This is a genomic window from Pseudomonas sp. (genome assembly GCF_017744435.1).
Lineage (GTDB): Bacteria > Pseudomonadota > Gammaproteobacteria > Pseudomonadales > Pseudomonadaceae > Aquipseudomonas.
The window spans coordinates 41,916-61,667 of sequence record NZ_JAGIBG010000045.1 but is presented as its reverse complement, the minus strand read 5'-3'; the positions used below and the strand labels follow the sequence as shown (position 1 = coordinate 61,667).

The following is a 19,752-nucleotide window of genomic DNA, read 5'->3' as shown; positions in this document are numbered from 1 at the left end:
AACGTCGAGACCCCGGCGGTGCCAGGCACCGACGACCAGGTCGACGTCAACTACAGCGTCGAAGAGCAAGCCTCCGGCTCGATCACCGCCAGCGTCGGTTTCGCCCAGAGCGCCGGCCTTATCCTCGGCGGCTCGATCAGCCAGAGCAACTTCCTCGGTACCGGTAACAAGGTGTCCATAGGTCTGACCCGTTCGCAATACCAGACCCGTTACAACTTTGGTTTCGTTGACCCCTACTTCACTGCCGACGGCGTGAGCCTGGGCTACAACGCCTTCTACCGCAGCACCGACTACAGCGACCTTGACGTCGACGTGGCCAGCTATGCGGTGGACAGCCTGGGTGCCGGTGTCAGCCTCGGCTACCCGATCAGCGAAACCTCGCGTCTGACCTACGGCCTGAGTGTTCAGCAGGACAAGATCAAGACCGGCAAGTACACCGTTGACGAGATCTTCGACTTCCTCAAGCAGGAAGGTAGCAACTTCACCAACTTCAAGGCTTCGATCGGCTGGTCCGAATCGACCCTGAACAAAGGTGTGCTGGCAACCCGTGGTCACTCCCAGAGCCTGACGCTCGAGAGCACCATTCCGGGCAGCGACCTGTCGTTCTACAAGCTCGACTACCGCGGCCAGCTGTTCAAGCCGATTACCAACGACTACACCCTGCGCCTGCACACCGAACTGGGCTATGGTGATGGCTACGGCAGCACGTCGGGCCTGCCGTTCTACGAGAACTACTACGCGGGTGGTTTCAACTCCGTACGTGGCTTCAAGGACAGCAGCCTGGGCCCGCGCAGTACGCCTAGTACCGGCAAGAACCCAGGCACCATCGCCGACCCGGATCAGGATCCGCTGCCGTTCGGTGGTAACGTGCTGGTGCAAGGTGGTGTCGAATTGCTGTTCCCGCTGCCGTTCGTCAAGGACCAGCGCTCCCTGCGCACCTCCGTGTTCTGGGATGTGGGTAACGTGTTCGACACCAACTGCGGCAGCAAGCCGGATTGCGAAAAGGTCGGCTTCTCGGGCATGGCCAGTTCGGTCGGTCTGGGTGTGACCTGGATTACTGCTCTGGGCCCGTTGAGCTTCAGCCTGGCAATGCCGGTGAAGAAGCCGAGCGATGCCGATACCCAGGTGTTCCAATTCTCTCTGGGCCAGACCTTCTAAGGTCGGCCCTTGCTTAACGACAACGGTTTTTCCAGGAGTGCATCGTGCGTAAATTGGCTCAACTGGCCGTAGTGGCCGCGGCGCTGGTCGCCACCCCGGCTTTCGCCGAAATGAAGGTCGCCGTGCTGAACTATCAGATGGCCCTGCTCGAATCCGATGCCGCCAAGAAGTATGCGGTCGATGCCGAGAAGAAATTCGGACCGCAACTGACCAAGCTGAAAAGCCTGGAAAGCAGCGCCAAGGGCATCCAGGACCGTCTGATCAAGGGCGGCGACAAGATGCAGCAGCAGGAGCGTGAGCGCCTGGAGCTCGAATTCAAGCAGAAAGCCCGCGACTTCCAGTTCCAGTCCAAGGAACTGAACGAGGCCAAGGCCGTTGCTGACCGCGACATGCTCAAGCAGCTCAAGCCGAAGCTGGATGGCGCTGTCGAGGAAGTGATCAAGAAGGGCGGCTACGACCTGGTTCTCGAGCGCGGCGCGGTCATCGATGTCAAACCTCAGTACGACATCACCCGCCAAGTCATCGAGCGCATGAACCAAGCGCGTTGATATGACCGTGACCATGACGCTCGGCCAGCTGGCCGAGGCCCTCGGGGCCACACTCAAAGGCCCTGAGGCGCTGCAGATTACCGGGCTGGCCACCTTGCAGGAGGCCGGCCCCGGTCAATTGAGCTTCCTCGCCAACCCGCAGTACCGCAAATTCCTGGACACCTGCCAGGCCGCTGCGGTGCTGCTCAAGGCTGCGGACGCCGAAGGCTTTTCCGGCAATGCCCTGATCGTGGCTGACCCGTACCTGGCTTATGCGCGTATTTCCCACCTGTTCGACCCCAAACCCAAGGCTGTGGCGGGTATTCATCCCAGCGCCGTGGTGGCGGAGGATGCTCAGGTGGATGCCAGCGCCAGTGTCGGGCCGTTCGCGGTCATCGAAAGCGGTGCGCGCATCGGCGCCAACGTCAGCATCGGCGCAAATTGCTTCATCGGTGCCCGTTGCGTGGTCGGTGAAGGTGGCTGGCTGGCACCGCGGGTTACGCTGTATCACGACGTGACCATTGGCAAGCGTGTGGTTATCCAGTCGGGCGCCGTGATCGGGGGCGAGGGCTTCGGATTTGCCAACGAGAAGGGCATCTGGCGCAAGATCGCCCAGATTGGCGGCGTCACCATTGGTGATGACGTGGAAATCGGCGTCAATACTGCCGTTGACCGCGGCGCACTGTCCGACACCCGGATCGGTGATGGGGTCAAGCTCGACAACCAGATCCAGATCGCCCACAACGTGCAGATCGGTGATCATACGGCCATGGCCGCCTGTGTCGGGATCTCCGGCAGTACGCGCATCGGCAAGCATTGCATGCTGGCAGGTGGCGTGGGCCTGGTGGGGCATATCGATATCTGCGATAACGTATTCATCTCCGGGATGACCATGGTGACCCGTTCGATCACCGAACCAGGCTCCTATTCATCCGGCACGGCCATGCAGCCCCTGGCTGACTGGCGCAAGAGCGCGGCACGCATACGCCAGCTCGATGAGATGGCCAAGCGGCTCCAGCAGCTGGAAAAACGTGTCGATACCGTGACCTCAGGTGGCCAGCCGACATCAGAAGGCTGATACCATTTCCTGAGCAAGAGTGAACAGTCGCTAGCTGGCTCCTCTTTGGACTGCAAAAGGAGCGTGTGGTCAGCACCTGCGCTCCCTATTCTTATTACAGGCTTCCCCCCGAAATGATGGACATCAACGAGATTCGCGAATACCTGCCTCACCGCTACCCGTTCCTGCTGGTAGATCGCGTGACGGATCTGGACTTCGAGGCCCAGAGCATTCGTGCCTACAAGAATGTCAGCATCAACGAGCCGTTCTTCAATGGCCATTTCCCGGCGCACCCGATCATGCCGGGCGTCCTGATCATCGAAGCCATGGCCCAGGCGGCCGGCATCCTTGGTTTCAAGATGCTCGATGCCAAGCCGGCCGATGGCACCCTGTATTACTTCGTCGGTTCCGACAAGCTGCGTTTCCGCCAGCCGGTACTGCCGGGCGACCAGCTGGTACTGGAAGCCAAGTTCCTCAGCCGCAAGAGCATGATCTGGAAGTTCGAGTGCCGCGCCCTGGTTGACGGCAAGCCGGTGTGCTCGGCCGAGATCACCTGCGCGGAACGCTCCCTATGAGTTCGATTGATCCGCGGGCGATCATCGATCCGTCGGCCAAACTGGCCGACGGTGTCGAGGTCGGCCCGTGGTCGATCGTCGGCCCCGACGTCGAGATCGGCGAGGGCACCGTCATTGGCCCGCACGTGGTGCTCAAGGGGCCGACCCGGATTGGCAAGCACAACCGCATCTACCAGTTTTCCTCGATTGGCGAAGACACCCCTGACCTCAAGTACAAGGGTGAGCCGACGCGGCTGGTGATCGGTGATCACAATGTGATCCGCGAAGGTGTGACCATTCACCGTGGTACGGTCCAGGACCGTGCGGAAACCACCCTGGGTGATCACAACCTGATCATGGCCTATGCCCACATCGGCCACGACAGCGTCATCGGCAACCACTGCATCCTGGTCAACAACACCGCGCTGGCCGGGCATGTGCACGTGGGCGACTGGGCAATCCTGTCCGGTTTCACCCTGGTGCATCAGTACTGCCACATTGGCGCCCATGCGTTCTCTGGCATGGGCACGGCGATCGGCAAGGACGTGCCGGCCTTCGTCACGGTGTTCGGCAGCCCAGCCGAAGCCCGCAGCATGAACTTCGAAGGCATGCGCCGCCGTGGTTTCAGCGACGAGGTCATCCATGCCCTGCGCCGCTCCTACAAGATCGTCTACCGTCAGGGCCTGACCGTGGAAGAGGCGATCAAGGAGCTGGACGAGCTGGCCGCCAAGTACGAACAGGTCGAGCTGTTCCGCCAGTCGATCGTGAACTCCGCCCGCGGCATTACCCGCTGATATGGCGCAGCTTTGCGTAGCACTGGTCGCAGGTGAGGCCAGCGGCGATATTCTCGGTTCTGGTCTGATGCGCGCCCTCAAGGCGCGCCATCCTGATGTGCGTTTCATCGGTGTTGGCGGCCCTTTGATGGAGGCTGAAGGCCTTCAGTCGTACTTCCCCATGGAGCGTCTCGCGGTCTTCGGTCTGGTCGAGGTGCTGGGGCGTCTGCGTGAGCTGCTGAAGCGGCGCAAGTTGCTGATCCAGACACTGATCGACGAAAAGCCGGACGTGTTCATCGGCATTGATGCACCTGATTTCACCCTCAATATCGAGCTGAAACTGCGCCAGGCCGGGATAAAAACCGTGCACTACGTCAGCCCTTCCGTGTGGGCGTGGCGGCAGAAGCGCGTGCTGAAGATTCGTGAGGGCTGCGATCTGATGCTGACGCTGTTGCCTTTCGAGGCACGCTTTTATGAAGAGCAGGGCGTGCCCGTGCGCTTCGTGGGCCACCCGCTGGCCAATACCATTCCGTTGTCCGCCGACCGCCAGGCGGCGCGTCAAGCGCTGGGGTTGGGCGAGGGGCCGCTGGTTGCCTTGATGCCAGGCAGCCGTGGAGGTGAAGTTGGGCGCCTGGGGGCTCTGTTTCTCGATGCTGCCCAGCGTCTGCGCGAGTTGGTGCCGGGTGTGCGTTTCGTGCTGCCGTGTGCCAACGCTGCGCGTCGTGCCCAGATCGAACAGATGCTGGTCGGCCGCGACCTGCCGCTGACCCTGCTCGATGGGCAGTCACACCAGGCGCTGGCAGCTTGTGATGCGGTGCTGATCGCTTCCGGGACCGCCACGCTGGAGGCGCTGCTGTACAAGCGTCCCATGGTTGTGGCTTATCGCCTGGCAACATTGACCTACTGGATTCTCAAGCGCCTCGTGAAGAGCCCATACGTGTCGTTGCCCAATCTGTTGGCTCAGCGTGAGGTGGTGCCGGAGTTGCTGCAGGATGCTGCCACCAGTGAAGCCCTGGCACAGACCTTGGCACCGCTGGTGAACGATGGCCGCCAGCAGACCGAGTGCTTCGACCAGATTCACCGCACCTTGCGCCGCGACGCCTCCAACCAGGCGGCTGACGCTGTGCTGGCCTTGCTCAAGGACCGCTGACATGCAGATTGGACTGGACTTCAACCTGGTCGAGGACCTGGTCGCCGGCGTCGACGAAGTCGGCCGCGGCCCGCTGTGCGGTGCGGTGGTCACGGCGGCGGTGATCCTCGACCCGGCTCGGCCGATTCTGGGCCTGAACGATTCGAAGAAGCTCACCGAAGCCAAGCGCGAGGCGCTGTTCGACGAGATCTGCGAAAAAGCCCTGAGCTTTTGCATCGCCCGCGCCGAAGTCGAGGAAATCGACCGGCTGAACATCCTGCAAGCCACCATGCTGGCCATGCAGCGAGCGGTGGAAGGGTTGCACGTGACCCCGAAGCTGGCACTGATCGACGGTAACCGTTGCCCGAAACTGGCGGTGCCGGCCGCACCAGTGGTCAAGGGTGATAGCCAGGTGCCGGCAATCGCTGCCGCATCGATCCTGGCCAAGGTGACCCGCGACCGGGAGATGAGCGCGTTCGAGCTGATCTACCCGGGCTACGGGATTGGTGGGCATAAAGGCTATCCAACGCCTGTGCACCTCGAAGCCCTTGCGCGCCTGGGCCCCACGCCCATTCATCGGCGCTCATTCGGCCCGGTGCGGGCCGCCTGGGAAGCCCGCGAAGGCATCACCGATTCTCTAATCTGATGCAAGGGGGCCGCTTTGCGGCCCTTCGCGGGCAAGCCCGCTCCCACAGGTACAGCGCTGTTCCTGAGGGTTACTCTATCTCCTGTGGGAGTGGCGGTGCGGCGATCCGACGTGCCCGCGAAGGGCCGCAACGCGGCCCCAAATTCCCCACTCAATTACGCTACAATCCCGCCCTTGTCGTTCAGCACTGCTACAGGACTTTCCATGTCGGTTCCCTTCGTTCACCTGCGCGTCCACTCCGAATTCTCGCTGGTCGACGGCCTGGTGCGGATCAAGCCGCTGGCCAAGGCGCTGGCGGGGATGAGCATGCCGGCGGTGGCGATCACCGACCAGAGCAACATGTGCTCGCTGGTCAAGTTCTACAAGACGGCCATGGGCGCCGGGATCAAGCCGATCTGCGGTGCCGACCTGTGGCTGGCCGGTGCCGACCCGGAAGCACCGCTGTCGCGCATCTGCTTCCTGGCCATGGACCCCAAGGGCTATCGCAACCTCACCGAGTTGATCTCCCGTGGCTGGACCGACGGCCAGCGCAACGGCCTGGTGATCCTCCAGCGTGAGTGGATCGCCCCCGCCAGCGAAGGGCTGATTGCCCTCTCTGCAGGCAAGGAGGGCGACATCGGCATGGCCCTGATGAATGGTCGTCAGGAAGAAGCCGAAGCCCTGCTGCGCGACTGGATGGGCATGTTCCCCGAGCGTTTCTACGTCGAAGTGCAGCGCACCAACCGCGCCGGCGACGAGGAATACGTGCACGCCGCCGTGGCCCTGGCCGACCAGCTCGGTGCGCCGCTGGTGGCCACCAACGACGTGCGCTTCATCAAGCAGTCCGACTTCGATGCTCACGAAACCCGCGTCTGCATCGGCGAGGGCTGGACCCTCGACGATCCGCGCCGCCCGCGTGGCTACAGCGACCAGCAGTACCTGAAATCGGCCGAGGAAATGGCCGAGCTGTTCAGCGACCTGCCCGATGCCATTGCCAACACCGTCGAGATCGCCAAGCGCTGCAACATCCAGGTGCAGCTCGGCAAGTACTTCCTGCCCGATTTCCCGACGCCCAATGGCATGGGCATCGACGACTACCTGCGCCACGTCTCCCACGAAGGCCTGGAAGAGCGCCTGGCGGTGCTCTGGCCGAAAGAGACCACGCCGAATTACGAAGAGAAGCGCCAGGTCTACCTGGACCGCCTGAAGTTCGAACTGGACATCATCATCCAGATGGGCTTCCCCGGGTACTTCCTGATCGTTATGGACTTCATCAAGTGGGCCAAGAACAACGACGTGCCGGTGGGCCCGGGGCGGGGTTCGGGTGCGGGCTCGCTGGTGGCCTACGTGCTGAAGATCACCGACCTCGACCCGCTGGCCTACGACCTGCTGTTCGAGCGCTTCCTCAACCCTGAACGTATTTCCATGCCCGACTTCGACGTCGACTTCTGCATGGACGGCCGTGACCGGGTGATCGATTACGTGGCCGAAGCCTATGGCCGCAATGCCGTGAGCCAGATCATCACCTTCGGCACCATGGCCGCCAAGGCGGTGGTGCGCGACGTGGCGCGGGTGCAGGGCAAGTCCTACGGCCTGGCCGACCGCCTGTCGAAGATGATCCCGTTCGAAGTGGGCATGACCCTGGAGAAAGCCTACGAGCAGGAAGAGATCCTGCGCGACTTCCTCAAGGGCGACGAGGATGCCCGCGAGATCTGGGACATGGCGCTGAAGCTCGAAGGTGTCACCCGTGGTACCGGCAAGCATGCCGGTGGCGTGGTGATCGCCCCGACCAAGCTCACAGACTTCTCGCCGATCGCCTGTGACGAAGAGGGCGGCGGCCTGGTGACCCAGTTCGACAAGGACGACGTCGAGGCTGCGGGCCTGGTGAAGTTCGACTTCCTCGGCCTGCGTACCCTGACCATCATCAAGTGGGCGATGGAGATCATCAACCGCGAGCAGGCCAAGCAGAACCTGCCTGATCTCAACATCGACTTCATCCCGCTGGACGATCGCAAGACCTACGAGCTGTTGCAGAAGGCCGAAACCACGGCGGTGTTCCAGCTCGAATCCCGCGGCATGAAGGAGCTGATCAAGAAGCTCAAGCCCGACTGCCTGGAAGACCTCATCGCACTGGTGGCGCTGTTCCGCCCGGGCCCGCTGCAGTCGGGCATGGTGGACGACTTCATCAACCGCAAGCACGGCCGCGCCGAGCTGGCCTACCCGCACTCCGACTACCAGTACGAAGGCCTCAAGCCGGTATTGGCGCCGACCTACGGCATCATCCTGTACCAGGAACAGGTGATGCAGATCGCCCAGGTGATGGCGGGCTACACCCTCGGCGGCGCCGACATGCTGCGTCGAGCCATGGGTAAGAAAAAGCCCGAGGAGATGGCCAAGCAACGCGGTGGCTTCATCGAAGGTTGCGTCGCCAACAATATCGATGCGGATCTGGCCGGTAACATCTTTGACCTGGTAGAGAAATTCGCCGGTTACGGCTTCAACAAGTCCCACTCTGCCGCCTATGGCCTGGTGTCATACCAGACCGCCTGGCTGAAGACCCACCACCCGGCGCCGTTCATGGCCGCGGTACTCTCGGCGGACATGCACAACACCGACAAGGTGGTGGTGCTGGTCGAGGAAGTTCGCAGCATGAAGCTGCGCCTCGATGCGCCGGACGTGAACTTCTCCGACTTCAAGTTCACCGTCAACAACGACGGCCGCATCGTCTACGGCCTGGGTGCGATCAAGGGCGTCGGCGAAGGCCCGGTGGAGGCCATCGTCGAAGCCCGGGCCCAGGGCGGGCCGTTCAAGGACCTGTTCGACTTCTGCGAGCGCATCGACCTCAAGCGGGTCAACAAGCGTACCCTCGATGCGTTGATCCGCAGCGGTGCGCTGGACCGCCTGGGCCCGCATTTCCATGATGAGATCAAGGCCTATCAGGCCAACATCGACCTCAACCGTGCGACCTTGCTGTCGGCACTGGGCGAGGCGATCAAGGCCGCCGAGCAGGCGGCCCATACCGCTGACAGTGGTCACGTCGACCTGTTCGGCGGCATGTTCGACGAGGCGGATGTCGACGTCTACGCCAATCACCGCAAGGTGCGCGAACTGACCCTCAAGGAGCGCCTGAAGGGCGAGAAGGACACCCTGGGCCTGTATCTCACCGGCCACCCGATCGACGAGTACGAGACCGAGATTCGCCGTTTCGCCCGCCAGCGCATCATCGACCTCAAGCCGTCGCGCGAGACCCAGACCATCGCGGGGATGATCATTGCCCTGCGGGTGATGAAGAACAAGAAGGGCGACAAGATGGGCTTCGTCACCCTGGATGACCGTTCCGGGCGCATCGAGGCCTCGCTGTTTGCCGATGCCTACATCGCGGCACAGTCCTTGCTGCAGAACGATGCCATGGTTGTGGTCGAGGGTGAGGTCAGCAACGACGACTTCTCCGGCGGCCTGCGCCTGCGGGTGAAGCAGGTGATGACCATGGAAGACGCGCGCACCAAGCTGGCCGAGAGCCTGCGCCTGAAAGTGGCACACGAAGCGCTCAAGGGTGACCGCCTGAAGTGGCTGGGCGAGCTGATCACCCGTCACCGCGGGGCTTGCCCGATCACGCTGGAGTACACCGGCAGCGACGCCAAGGCCATGTTGCAGTTCGGCGAGCAGTGGAAGATCGACCCGGCCGATGGCCTGATTCAGGCACTGCGTGACCAGTTCGGGCGTGAGAACGTCTTCCTGCAATATCGTTGAATCGACGAAATTTAATCTCGACCTATATGCGCCTGATCCCTTAAGGTAGGGCGCCAAACGGATCAACCGGCCGGCCGCCTGGCCGTAGACCCAAGACGGATGACTATGAACCCGAATTTTCTCGATTTCGAACAGCCGATTGCCGACCTGCAAGCCAAGATCGAAGGCCTGCGCCTGGTAGGCAACGACAACTCGCTGAACATCAGCGATGAAATTGCCCGTCTGCAAGACAAGAGCAACACCCTGACCGAAAGCATCTTCGGCAACCTGACCAGCTGGCAGATCGCCCGCCTGGCCCGTCATCCACGTCGTCCTTACACCCTGGACTACCTGGACCACATCTTCACCGAGTTCGAAGAGCTGCACGGTGACCGCCACTTCTCCGACGACGCCGCCATCGTCGGTGGTACTGCGCGTCTGGATGGCAAGCCAGTGATGGTCATCGGCCATCAGAAGGGCCGCGAAGTGCGCGAGAAGGTTCGCCGCAACTTCGGCATGCCGCGCCCTGAAGGCTACCGCAAGGCCTGCCGCCTGATGGAAATGGCCGAGCGCTTCAAGATGCCGATCCTGACCTTCATCGACACTCCGGGCGCCTACCCGGGCATCGACGCTGAAGAGCGCAACCAGAGCGAGGCCATTGCCTGGAACCTGCGTGTCATGGCCCGCCTGAAGACCCCGATCATCGCTACCGTGATCGGTGAGGGTGGTTCCGGCGGTGCGCTGGCCATTGGCGTGTGCGACCAGCTGAACATGCTGCAGTACTCCACCTACTCGGTGATCTCGCCGGAAGGCTGCGCTTCGATCCTGTGGAAGACGGCCGACAAGGCTGCCGACGCCGCTGAAGCCATGGGCATTACCGCTGAGCGCCTGAAGAGCCTGAACATCGTCGACAAGGTCATCCAGGAGCCGCTGGGCGGCGCCCACCGTGACCCGGCGAAGATGTCCGAAAGCATCCGTGCCGACCTGGTGCAGCAGCTGGACATGCTCGGCAAGCTCGACAACGACGCGCTGCTGGCTCGTCGTTACGACCGCCTGATGAGCTACGGCCTCTGATCGATTGCGGGGCCGTTCTGCGGCCCCAGTGTTTCATCGCACCGGCTTCGCCGGTGTTCGCGGGCAAGCCCGCTCCCACAAGTACAGCGCTGCCCGCGAGCCCTGCGCTGTACCTGTGGGAGCGGGCTTGCCCGCGAATGCATTGCTGAATTGAGCGAGGGCTAGATGATCGACCTCAACCCCTGGCTCAACGCCCCCGCCTGGTATATCGCCTTCTCCGGCGGCCTCGATTCCACCGTTCTCCTGCACCTGCTGGCCAATCACGCCCGCAGCCACGCATCCCCCCCGTTGCGCGCCCTGCACATCCACCATGGCCTGCAGTCCGCCGCCGACGCGTGGCCTGCCCACTGCCAGTCTATTTGCGACCAGCTCGGTGTCGAACTCCAGGTCATCCAGGTCCAGGTCACCCCTGGCGCCAGTATCGAACAGGCCGCTCGCGATGCCCGCTATGCCGCCTTGAAGAAAGTCCTAGGCCCCGGCGACATCCTGTTCACCGCCCAGCACCGCGACGACCAGGCCGAGACCTTGCTCTTCCGCCTGCTGCGCGGTGCTGGCCTGCGCGGCCTGGCGGCGATGCCCGGCCAGCGCCCGCTGGGGCAGGGCAGCCTGGTCCGGCCGTTGCTGGCCACCTCGCGTCAGCAGTTGCATGACTACGCCCAGTCCAATGAGCTGGTGTGGATCGACGACCCGACGAACATTGATACCGCCTTCGACCGCAACTATCTGCGCGCAGAAGTGTTCCCGCATTTGCAGCAGCGTTGGCCGCAGGCTAGCCAGAGCCTAGCCCGTTGTGCGGAGCATCTGGGTGAGGCGCTGGGCCTGCTCGACGAACTGGCGCAGGGCGACCTGGCCGAGGCCGGGGAGGGCGCCGCTCCGGCCTGGGCGGCCTTGCAGTCGCTTGATCTGGCGGTGCTCTCCCGCTTGTCGCCTGCACGGCAGCGCAATGCCCTGCAGCACTGGCTACGCCCGCGAACCCGCTTGCCCGATACCCGTCATTGGGCCGGCTGGGCCGATCTGCGCGACGCCGCGGCAGATGCGCAGCCGGTCTGGCGCCTGGCCGACGGTCGGTTGCTGCGTAGTCATGGCCGTATCTGGTGGTTGAGTGGTGACTGGCTGCAGCAACCCATGGGCGAGTACGCCTGGGCCGACCCAGGAGAGGTCCTGGCATTGCCGGGCAATGGCAGTGTGCGTCTTGATGTCGCTGCGCCGCTGGGCGAGCTGCGTATCGCCTACCGCCAGGGCGGTGAGGTGCTGGACATCCCCGGCCGCGGCCGACGCGACCTCAAGCGCCTGCTCAACGAGCTGCAGGTCCCGCACTTCGTGCGCGCGCGCCTGCCGTTGCTGTACTGCGGCGAGCGCCTGCTGGCGGTGGCCAATCTGCCTTCGCTGGGGCAGGCCGATTGCCAGCTTCACTGGCAGCTGCCGACGAACGCGCAAGGTTTGAGCTGAAGGGTACATTCCGGTAGACTACCCTCCCTTCTTGATACAACTTCTGTGGCTTCCCCGGAAACACAGCAGTTGCCGATTACCAAGCAGTTTTTTGCTGGGCTGATTCTGGAAATGACGAGCGAGCTCCATGCCGGGGATACCCCTGGTCTGTACAGACGCGGCAGTTTTTCGAGATGCACTGTGATTGACGCAGGTGATCGGGGGCTTCGGCCTTCCTTCGCTTTCTCCGGCGGCGCTGGCCGCCTTAACGCAGACTTCTAGGGTTTTTCATGACGCGCTACATATTCGTCACGGGCGGTGTTGTTTCTTCATTGGGGAAAGGCATTGCCTCGGCTTCCCTGGCGGCCATCCTGGAAGCGCGGGGCCTGAAGGTCACCATGCTCAAGCTGGATCCGTACATCAACGTCGATCCGGGCACCATGAGCCCGTTCCAGCATGGTGAAGTGTTCGTCACCCACGATGGCGCCGAGACCGACCTCGACCTGGGCCACTACGAGCGGTTCATCCGCACGACCATGACCCAGAACAACAACTTCACCACCGGCCGTATCTACGAGCACGTGCTGCGTAAAGAACGCCGTGGTGACTACCTGGGCGCGACCATCCAGGTCATCCCGCACATCACCGACGAGATCAAGCGTCGCATCATCAAGGGCGCCGGCGATGCCGACGTGGCCCTGGTGGAAATCGGCGGTACCGTGGGTGACATCGAGTCGCAGCCGTTCCTCGAGGCGATCCGCCAGCTGCGTGTCGAAGTGGGCTCCAAACGCGCCATGCTGATGCACCTGACCCTGGTCCCGTACATCGCCACCGCTGGCGAGACCAAGACCAAGCCGACCCAGCACTCGGTCAAGGAGCTGCGCTCCATCGGCCTGCAGCCTGACGTGCTGATCTGCCGCTCCGACCACCCGGTCGACGCCTCGTCGCGCCGCAAGATCGCGCTGTTCACCAACGTCGAAGAGCGTGCGGTGATTTCGCTGGAAGACGTCGACACCATCTACAAGATCCCAGGTGTATTGCACGCCCAGGGCCTGGACGACTTCGTCGTCGAGCGCTTCGGCCTGCAGTGCAACAGCGCCGACCTGTCCGAGTGGGACAAGGTGGTCGATGCCAAGCTCAACCCTGAGCAGGAAGTCACCATCGCCATGGTCGGCAAGTACATGGAGCTGCTGGACGCGTACAAGTCGCTGATCGAAGCGATGAGCCACGCCGGCATCACCAACCGTACCAAGGTCAACCTGCGTTACATCGATTCCGAAGACATCGAGAACCAGGGCACCAGCCTGCTGGAAGGCGCAGACGCCATCCTGGTACCGGGCGGTTTCGGCCTGCGCGGCGTGGAAGGCAAGATCACCGCGGTGCAGTACGCCCGTGAAAACAAGGTCCCGTACCTCGGCATCTGCCTGGGCATGCAGGTGGCCGTGATCGAGTTCGCCCGTAACGTGATGGGCTGGAAAGACGCCAACTCCACCGAGTTCGACCGCAACAGCGGCCACCCGGTGGTCGGCCTGATCACCGAGTGGGCCGATGCCACTGGTGCCGTCGAGACCCGTACCGAAGCCTCCGACCTGGGCGGCACCATGCGCCTGGGCGCTCAGGACTGCCAGCTGGCGGCCGGTTCCAAGGTGCACGACTGCTACGGCAAGGACATCATCACCGAGCGTCACCGTCACCGTTACGAGGTCAACAACAACCTGCTGCCACAGCTGGTCGATGGCGGCCTGGTGGTTTCCGGTCGTTCCGAAGACGGCGCATTGGTCGAAGTGGTCGAGGCCAAGGATCACCCATGGTTCGTTGCCTGCCAGTTCCACCCGGAGTTCACCTCCACCCCGCGTGACGGTCACCCGCTGTTCAGCGGCTTCGTCAAGGCGGCCCTGGCCCAGAAGAACAAGGCCTGATTTTTTCAGGTCTTTGATGAGTTTTCCGACGGTTAAAGCCGCGCAAGGCTCATTTCTCGGGTAAAGTACGCCCCGATCTACCCCTGACCGTTCGGTCAGGGGTCGCTTCTGCCAGGCCTGCCTGCTGCGTCCCCGCCTGGTGCAAGGCAAGAATTCCCTAAAGTTGCGTTGTTTTCGTCAATTCTGGAGTGCTTACAACAATGGCAAAAATCGTCGACATCAAAGGTCGTGAAGTTCTCGATTCGCGTGGCAACCCCACCGTGGAAGCCGATGTACTGCTCGACAACGGCATCATCGGCAGCGCTTGCGCGCCGTCCGGTGCTTCCACCGGCTCGCGCGAAGCGCTGGAGCTGCGTGATGGCGACAAGAGCCGTTACCTGGGCAAGGGCGTGCTGAAGGCCGTCGCCAACATCAACGGCCCGATCCGTGACCTGCTGCTGGGCAAGGATCCTTCCGACCAGAAGGCCCTGGACCGCGCCATGATCGAGCTGGACGGTACCGAGAACAAGGCCAAGCTGGGCGCCAACGCCATCCTGGCCGTGTCCCTGGCTGCTGCCAAGGCCGCTGCACAGGATCAGGACCTGCCGCTGTACGCGCACATCGCCAACCTGAACGGCACTCCGGGCCAGTACTCGATGCCGGTGCCGATGATGAACATCATCAACGGTGGCGAACACGCCGACAACAACGTCGACATCCAGGAGTTCATGGTTCAGCCGGTTGGCGCCAAGACCTTCTCCGACGGCCTGCGCATGGGTACTGAAATCTTCCATCACCTCAAAGCCGTGCTGAAGGCCCGTGGCCTGAACACCGCCGTAGGTGACGAAGGTGGTTTCGCCCCGAACCTGGCTTCCAACGAAGATGCTCTGGCTGCTATCGCCGAAGCGGTCGAGAAAGCTGGCTACAAGCTGGGCACCGACGTGACCCTGGCCCTGGACTGCGCGGCTTCCGAATTCTACGAAGACGGCAAGTACAACCTGTCCGGTGAAGGCAAGTCGTTCGACGCCGAAGGTTTCGCCGAGTACCTGAAAGGCCTGACCGAGCGCTTCCCGATCATCTCGATCGAAGACGGCCTGGACGAGTCCGACTGGGCTGGCTGGAAGATCCTGACCGACAAGATCGGTGCCAAGGTACAGCTGGTCGGTGACGACCTGTTCGTGACCAACACCAAGATCCTCAAGGAAGGCATCGAGAAGGGCATCGGTAACTCGATCCTGATCAAGTTCAACCAGATCGGCTCGCTGACCGAAACCCTGGAAGCCATCCAGATGGCCAAGGCTGCCGGCTACACCGCCGTAATCTCGCACCGCTCCGGTGAAACCGAAGATTCGACCATTGCCGACCTGGCCGTGGGTACCGCTGCTGGCCAGATCAAGACTGGCTCGCTGTGCCGCTCCGACCGCGTTTCGAAGTACAACCAGCTGCTGCGCATCGAAGAGCAACTGGGCGCCAAAGCGGTTTACCGTGGTCGTGCCGAGTTTCGCGGCTAAGCAAGAGATGGTAAAAAGACAGCAGCCGAGGCTGCCGGAACTTTCTTAATGAATTTTCTGGTGCTTCATGCGGGTTTCTGTCAACGAAGCCTGGCCTCGGCCAGGCTTCGTGCTATATGACGCCCGTGTGCGGCGGTCTTTAACCTGGATACCTTGATGCGCAGTCCCTATTGGTTGTTCCTTGTCCTGCTCCTGCTGCTCGGTGGCCTGCAGTACCGCCTTTGGGTGGGTAACGGCAGCCTGGCGCAAGTGGCCGAGCTCAAGCAGCAGATCGACGAACAGCACGCCGAGAACGAACGGCTGCTGGAGCGTAACCGCGTGCTCGATGCCGAGGTGCTGGAGCTGAAGAAAGGTATGGAGACCGTCGAAGAACGGGCTCGTCATGAACTGGGAATGGTCAAAGAGGGCGAAACCCTCTTCCAGCTGCCGCAAAAATGACTGAAACACTACCGGCCTTCTGGGCCGTGATTCCTGCTGCGGGCGTCGGTGCCCGCATGGCTGCCGACCGCCCCAAGCAATACCTGGAGCTGGCTGGGCAGACCATCCTCGAGCACAGCCTCGACTGTTTTCTTGGCCACCCCTCGCTCATGGGCGTGGTGGTCAGCATTGCCGAAGACGACCCTTACTGGCCAGGCCTGCGTTGCGCCAGCGATCCGCGCATCCAGCGGGCAGCGGGTGGTGACGAACGTGCCGACTCGGTGCTCAATGCCTTGTTGCTGTTGCATGCCCAAGGGGCATCGGACAACGATTGGGTGCTGGTGCACGATGCGGCGCGGCCGAACCTGGCGCGCAGCGACCTGGACAAGTTGCTGTCGGAACTGGCCGATGACCCGGTAGGCGGGCTGCTGGCGGTGCCGGCGCGCGATACCCTCAAGCGCGCCGATGCCAACGGGCGGGTCGCCGCGACGGTGGACCGCAGCACTATCTGGCAGGCCTATACGCCACAGATGTTCCGCCTGGGGGCGCTGCACCGGGCCCTGGCCGAGAGCCTGGTTTCCGATGTGGTGGTGACCGATGAGGCGTCGGCCATCGAATGGTCGGGGCAGGCGCCGCGGCTGGTCGAAGGGCGCAGTGACAACATCAAGGTCACCCGGCCGGAAGACCTGGAGTGGTTGCGCCAGCGCTGGGCGGGCAGGCGCTGATCTTCGTGGTCCTGTACCGGCCTCTTCGCGGGCAAGCCCGCTCCCACAGGAATAGCACCGACTTCAGGTGCGATGACCATCCTGTGGGAGCGGGCTTGCCCGCGAAGAGGCCAGTAGAGCCAGCACATCAGCTTTGCCTGTACTCCGGCAACCCCGCCAGCCCTTCCTTCAGGTAATCCACCAAGCGCCTCACCTTCGGCGACAGGTGCCGCTGCTGCGGATACAACGCCCACACCGCCGTATTCGGCGGCTGATGTCCTTCCAGCAACGATACCAGTGCGCCACTGTTCAAGTGCTCAAGCACGTAATAGTCCGGCAACTGGCACAACCCCATCCCCAGCAACGCCGCATCCAGCACCGCCTGGCCGCTGTTGCAGCGCCAGTTGCCCTGCACCCGCTGGCTGATTTCGCGACCCTCCAGCTGCAAGGCCCACAGGTCGGAACTGCCGATCAGGCAATTGTGCCGGGCCAGTTCCGACAGACTGTGCGGCCGCCCATAGCGCTCCAGGTACGCCGGTGAAGCGCACAAAAACATGCGCCGCGGCGCAAGGCGCGTTGCCACCAGTCGGGAGTCGGCCAAGCGGCCCAGGCGGATCGCCAGGTCCATGCCTTCGTGCAGCAGGTCCAGGGTGCGGTTGCTCAGTTCCACTTCGACCCGCAGTTGCGGATACAGCGCCATGAATCGCGTCACCAGCGGCACGATGAAGCGCTCACCATAGGCCACCGCGCAGGTCATGCGCAGCAGGCCCTTGGGTTCGCTGGCCAGGTCGCCCATGGCGCGCAGTGCTTCCTCACGGCCGTCCTGCAGGCGCTGGCAGTGTTGCAGAAAAGTCTGCCCGGCCTCGCTCAAGGTCACCCGGCGGGTACTGCGGTACAGCAAACGGGTCTGCAGGCGTTCTTCCAGGCGGGCGATCTGCCGGCTGATGTGTGACGACGACACGCCCAGGCGCTCGGCTGCAGCCGTGAACTGGCCAGATTCGGCCACGGCGACGAATTCGTCGATGCCTTCCCAGCGGCTGCTCATGGATTATCCCTGTATGGCAATAATGTTTTGGCTTTGCCTGGATTATTCATCAAAAGCGCCTGGATTACACTGCGAGACTGAACCGATCCACTGTCTGGAGACCCTGTGATGATCAAGTCCCGTGCTGCCGTTGCCTTCGAGGCCAAGAAACCCCTGGAAATCGTCGAAGTCGACGTGGCTATGCCCAAGGCCGGCGAAGTGCTGCTGCGCGTGGTCGCCAGCGGTGTCTGCCACACCGACGCCTACACCCTGTCCGGCGCCGACCCGGAAGGCATCTTCCCGTCGATCCTCGGCCATGAAGGCGGCGCGATCGTCGAAGCGATCGGCGAGGGCGTGACCTCGGTGGCGGTGGGCGATCACGTGATCCCGCTGTACACCCCGGAATGCGGCAAGTGCAAGTTCTGCCTGTCGGGCAAGACCAACCTGTGCCAGGCCATCCGTGCCACCCAGGGCAAGGGCCTGATGCCGGACGGCACCACCCGCTTCTCGTACAAGGGCCAGCAACTGTTCCACTACATGGGCACCTCGACCTTCTCTGAGTACACCGTGCTGCCGGAAATTTCCGTGGCCAAGATCCAGAAAGAAGCACCACTGGAGAAGGTCTGCCTGCTCGGCTGCGGCGTCACCACCGGTATCGGCGCAGTGCTCAATACCGCCAAGGTCAAGCCGGGTGACACCGTGGCCATCTTCGGCCTCGGCGGCATCGGCCTGTCGGCCGTGATCGGTGCGGTCAAGGCCAAGGCCTCGCGCATCATCGCCATCGACATCAACCCGGCCAAGTTCGAAATCGCCCGCCAGCTGGGCGCCACCGACTGCATCAACCCGAAAGACTACGACCGCCCGATCCAGGAAGTGATCGTCGACCTCACCGACGGTGGCGTGGACTTCTCGTTCGAGTGCATCGGCAACGTGCAACTGATGCGCGCGGCCCTGGAATGCTGCCACAAGGGCTGGGGCGAATCGGTGATCATCGGTGTCGCCGGTGCCGGCCAGGAAATCGCCACCCGTCCGTTCCAGCTGGTGACCGGCCGCGTCTGGCGTGGTTCGGCATTCGGTGGCGTACGTGGCCGCAGCGAGCTGCCAAGCTACGTGGACATGGCCGAGAAGGGCGAGATCCCGCTGGATACCTTCATTACCCACACCATGGGCCTGGAAGACATCAACAAGGCCTTCGACCTGATGCACGAAGGCAAGAGCATCCGTAGCGTGATCCACTTCTGAGGTCAGCCATGAGCCTGGATAACATCTCCTGTCAGAAGAGCTTCGGCGGCTGGCACAAGCGTTACCGGCATCACTCCAAGGTGCTGGGCTGCGACATGGTGTTCGCCGTCTACCTGCCACCGCAGGCCGAGCAGGGCGAGAAGCTGCCGGTGCTGTACTGGCTCAGCGGCCTCACCTGCACCGACGAGAACTTCATGCAGAAGGCCGGCGCCCAGCGCCTGGCCGCCGAGCTCGGGCTGATCATCGTCGCCCCCGACACCAGCCCGCGTGGCGAGCAGGTGCCGGGCGACCCTGACGGCGCCTGGGACTTCGGCCTCGGTGCCGGGTTCTACCTCAACGCCACCCAGCAGCCCTGGGCGCAGCATTACCGCATGCACGACTATGTGGTGCAGGAGCTGCCGGCACTGATCGAGGCGCACTTCCCGGCCTCCGACCAGCGCAGCATCAGCGGCCACTCCATGGGCGGGCATGGTGCGCTGGTGTGCGCCTTGCGCAACCCGGGCCGCTATCGCTCGGTGTCGGCGTTCTCGCCGATCAGCAACCCGATGGATTGCCCATGGGGCGAGAAGGCCTTCAGCCGCTACCTGGGTGAAGACCGCGCGCGCTGGCGTGAGTGGGATGCCAGTGTGCTGCTGGCGGAAGCGCCTGCAGGCGAGTGCCCGCCGTTGCTGGTGGACCAGGGTGACCGGGATGACTTCCTCGAGAAGCAGCTCAAGCCTGAAGCGTTGGAGCAGGCCGCACGCAAAGGGGGGCATGCGCTGACCCTGCGCCTGCAGCCTGGCTATGACCACAGCTACTACTTCATCGCCAGCTTCATCGATGAGCACCTGCGCCATCACGCGATGGCACTCGGACGGGTGTAACAGCCCGGTCCAAAAGCCGCCCAACCTCCTGCAAAGCAG

At 63.0% G+C, this 19,752-nt stretch carries 17 protein-coding genes; 16 read left to right on the top strand and 1 reads right to left on the bottom strand.

The window, feature by feature from the left end; all coding sequences use genetic code 11:
- From bamA to ispD, 14 genes are all read left to right on the top strand, one after another.
- On the top strand, nucleotides 1–1,158 hold a 1,158-nt coding region (bamA, locus tag J7573_RS23855), incomplete at its 5' end, for an outer membrane protein assembly factor BamA (protein ID WP_294340791.1).
- Nucleotides 1,159–1,202: 44 nt separating this feature from the next.
- Nucleotides 1,203–1,706, top strand: a complete 504-nt coding sequence (locus J7573_RS23850) for an OmpH family outer membrane protein (protein ID WP_003252311.1) — start codon at nucleotides 1,203–1,205, stop codon at nucleotides 1,704–1,706.
- Nucleotide 1,707: 1 nt separating this feature from the next.
- Entirely contained in the window at nucleotides 1,708–2,763 is a 1,056-nt protein-coding gene (lpxD, locus tag J7573_RS23845) for a UDP-3-O-(3-hydroxymyristoyl)glucosamine N-acyltransferase (protein WP_294340786.1), read from the top strand.
- 113 nt (nucleotides 2,764–2,876) lie between these two features.
- On the top strand, nucleotides 2,877–3,317 hold the full coding sequence (fabZ, locus tag J7573_RS23840; protein ID WP_003252314.1) for a 3-hydroxyacyl-ACP dehydratase FabZ: 441 nt from the start codon (nucleotides 2,877–2,879) through the stop codon (nucleotides 3,315–3,317).
- Entirely contained in the window at nucleotides 3,314–4,090 is a 777-nt protein-coding gene (gene lpxA, locus J7573_RS23835; protein WP_027920027.1) for an acyl-ACP--UDP-N-acetylglucosamine O-acyltransferase, read from the top strand. The genes fabZ and lpxA overlap by 4 nt, the downstream gene beginning before the upstream one ends.
- Nucleotide 4,091: 1 nt before the next feature.
- Nucleotides 4,092–5,219: a lipid-A-disaccharide synthase gene (gene lpxB / locus J7573_RS23830; RefSeq protein WP_294340767.1), complete on the top strand. Its 1,128-nt coding sequence runs from the start codon at nucleotides 4,092–4,094 to the stop codon at nucleotides 5,217–5,219.
- A gap of 1 nt (nucleotide 5,220) precedes the next feature.
- Nucleotides 5,221–5,844 carry a ribonuclease HII gene (rnhB, locus tag J7573_RS23825; RefSeq protein WP_294340765.1) on the top strand — a complete coding sequence of 208 codons (624 nt, stop codon included), beginning with the start codon at nucleotides 5,221–5,223 and terminating at the stop codon, nucleotides 5,842–5,844.
- Between the two features lie 204 nt (nucleotides 5,845–6,048).
- Complete coding sequence (gene dnaE / locus J7573_RS23820) at nucleotides 6,049–9,573, top strand: DNA polymerase III subunit alpha (protein ID WP_294340764.1); 3,525 nt, start codon at nucleotides 6,049–6,051, stop codon at nucleotides 9,571–9,573.
- Nucleotides 9,574–9,678: 105 nt separating this feature from the next.
- On the top strand, nucleotides 9,679–10,626 hold the full coding sequence (gene accA, locus J7573_RS23815; RefSeq protein ID WP_103445323.1) for an acetyl-CoA carboxylase carboxyl transferase subunit alpha: 948 nt from the start codon (nucleotides 9,679–9,681) through the stop codon (nucleotides 10,624–10,626).
- Between the two features lie 165 nt (nucleotides 10,627–10,791).
- Nucleotides 10,792–12,075, top strand: coding sequence for a tRNA lysidine(34) synthetase TilS (gene tilS / locus J7573_RS23810; protein ID WP_294340763.1), 1,284 nt, complete (start codon nucleotides 10,792–10,794; stop codon nucleotides 12,073–12,075).
- Nucleotides 12,076–12,344: 269 nt separating this feature from the next.
- A complete protein-coding gene (locus J7573_RS23805) occupies nucleotides 12,345–13,973 on the top strand; it encodes a CTP synthase (RefSeq protein ID WP_079229451.1) in 1,629 nt (542 codons plus the stop codon).
- 200 nt (nucleotides 13,974–14,173) lie between these two features.
- Nucleotides 14,174–15,463: a phosphopyruvate hydratase gene (gene eno, locus J7573_RS23800; RefSeq protein ID WP_054885360.1), complete on the top strand. Its 1,290-nt coding sequence runs from the start codon at nucleotides 14,174–14,176 to the stop codon at nucleotides 15,461–15,463.
- A gap of 156 nt (nucleotides 15,464–15,619) precedes the next feature.
- Nucleotides 15,620–15,901, top strand: a complete 282-nt coding sequence (ftsB, locus tag J7573_RS23795; protein ID WP_023534037.1) for a cell division protein FtsB — start codon at nucleotides 15,620–15,622, stop codon at nucleotides 15,899–15,901.
- Complete coding sequence (ispD, locus tag J7573_RS23790; protein WP_294340756.1) at nucleotides 15,898–16,605, top strand: 2-C-methyl-D-erythritol 4-phosphate cytidylyltransferase; 708 nt, start codon at nucleotides 15,898–15,900, stop codon at nucleotides 16,603–16,605. Before ftsB ends, ispD begins: the two co-directional genes overlap by 4 nt.
- Nucleotides 16,606–16,732: 127 nt before the next feature.
- On the opposite strand, the gene J7573_RS23785 is transcribed toward ispD, so the two are convergent.
- Nucleotides 16,733–17,629 (bottom strand): LysR substrate-binding domain-containing protein, encoded by an 897-nt coding sequence (locus J7573_RS23785; protein ID WP_294340755.1) that lies wholly within the window; start codon nucleotides 17,627–17,629, stop codon nucleotides 16,733–16,735.
- A gap of 108 nt (nucleotides 17,630–17,737) precedes the next feature.
- Here J7573_RS23785 and J7573_RS23780 point away from each other — a divergent pair, with 108 nt between their 5' ends.
- Entirely contained in the window at nucleotides 17,738–18,850 is a 1,113-nt protein-coding gene (locus tag J7573_RS23780; protein ID WP_103445319.1) for an S-(hydroxymethyl)glutathione dehydrogenase/class III alcohol dehydrogenase, read from the top strand.
- An 8-nt stretch (nucleotides 18,851–18,858) separates the two neighbouring features.
- Nucleotides 18,859–19,713: an S-formylglutathione hydrolase gene (gene fghA, locus J7573_RS23775; protein WP_294340751.1), complete on the top strand. Its 855-nt coding sequence runs from the start codon at nucleotides 18,859–18,861 to the stop codon at nucleotides 19,711–19,713.
- Nucleotides 19,714–19,752: the final 39 nt, after the last annotated feature.

Bases quoted from the DNA above. Each gene is read 5' to 3' on its own strand.
- lpxD (WP_294340786.1), top strand. From the start codon at position 1,708: ATGACCGTGACCATGACGCTCGGCCAGCTGGCCGAGGCCCTCGGGGCC.
- ftsB (WP_023534037.1), top strand. From the start codon at position 15,620: ATGCGCAGTCCCTATTGGTTGTTCCTTGTCCTGCTCCTGCTGCTCGGT.
- accA (WP_103445323.1), top strand. From the start codon at position 9,679: ATGAACCCGAATTTTCTCGATTTCGAACAGCCGATTGCCGACCTGCAA.
- fghA (WP_294340751.1), top strand. From the start codon at position 18,859: ATGAGCCTGGATAACATCTCCTGTCAGAAGAGCTTCGGCGGCTGGCAC.
- rnhB (WP_294340765.1), top strand. From the start codon at position 5,221: ATGCAGATTGGACTGGACTTCAACCTGGTCGAGGACCTGGTCGCCGGC.
- J7573_RS23780 (WP_103445319.1), top strand. From the start codon at position 17,738: ATGATCAAGTCCCGTGCTGCCGTTGCCTTCGAGGCCAAGAAACCCCTG.
- lpxB (WP_294340767.1), top strand. From the start codon at position 4,092: ATGGCGCAGCTTTGCGTAGCACTGGTCGCAGGTGAGGCCAGCGGCGAT.
- ispD (WP_294340756.1), top strand. From the start codon at position 15,898: ATGACTGAAACACTACCGGCCTTCTGGGCCGTGATTCCTGCTGCGGGC.
- dnaE (WP_294340764.1), top strand. From the start codon at position 6,049: ATGTCGGTTCCCTTCGTTCACCTGCGCGTCCACTCCGAATTCTCGCTG.
- J7573_RS23805 (WP_079229451.1), top strand. From the start codon at position 12,345: ATGACGCGCTACATATTCGTCACGGGCGGTGTTGTTTCTTCATTGGGG.
- J7573_RS23785 (WP_294340755.1), bottom strand. From the start codon at position 17,629: ATGAGCAGCCGCTGGGAAGGCATCGACGAATTCGTCGCCGTGGCCGAA.
- lpxA (WP_027920027.1), top strand. From the start codon at position 3,314: ATGAGTTCGATTGATCCGCGGGCGATCATCGATCCGTCGGCCAAACTG.
- fabZ (WP_003252314.1), top strand. From the start codon at position 2,877: ATGATGGACATCAACGAGATTCGCGAATACCTGCCTCACCGCTACCCG.
- tilS (WP_294340763.1), top strand. From the start codon at position 10,792: ATGATCGACCTCAACCCCTGGCTCAACGCCCCCGCCTGGTATATCGCC.
- eno (WP_054885360.1), top strand. From the start codon at position 14,174: ATGGCAAAAATCGTCGACATCAAAGGTCGTGAAGTTCTCGATTCGCGT.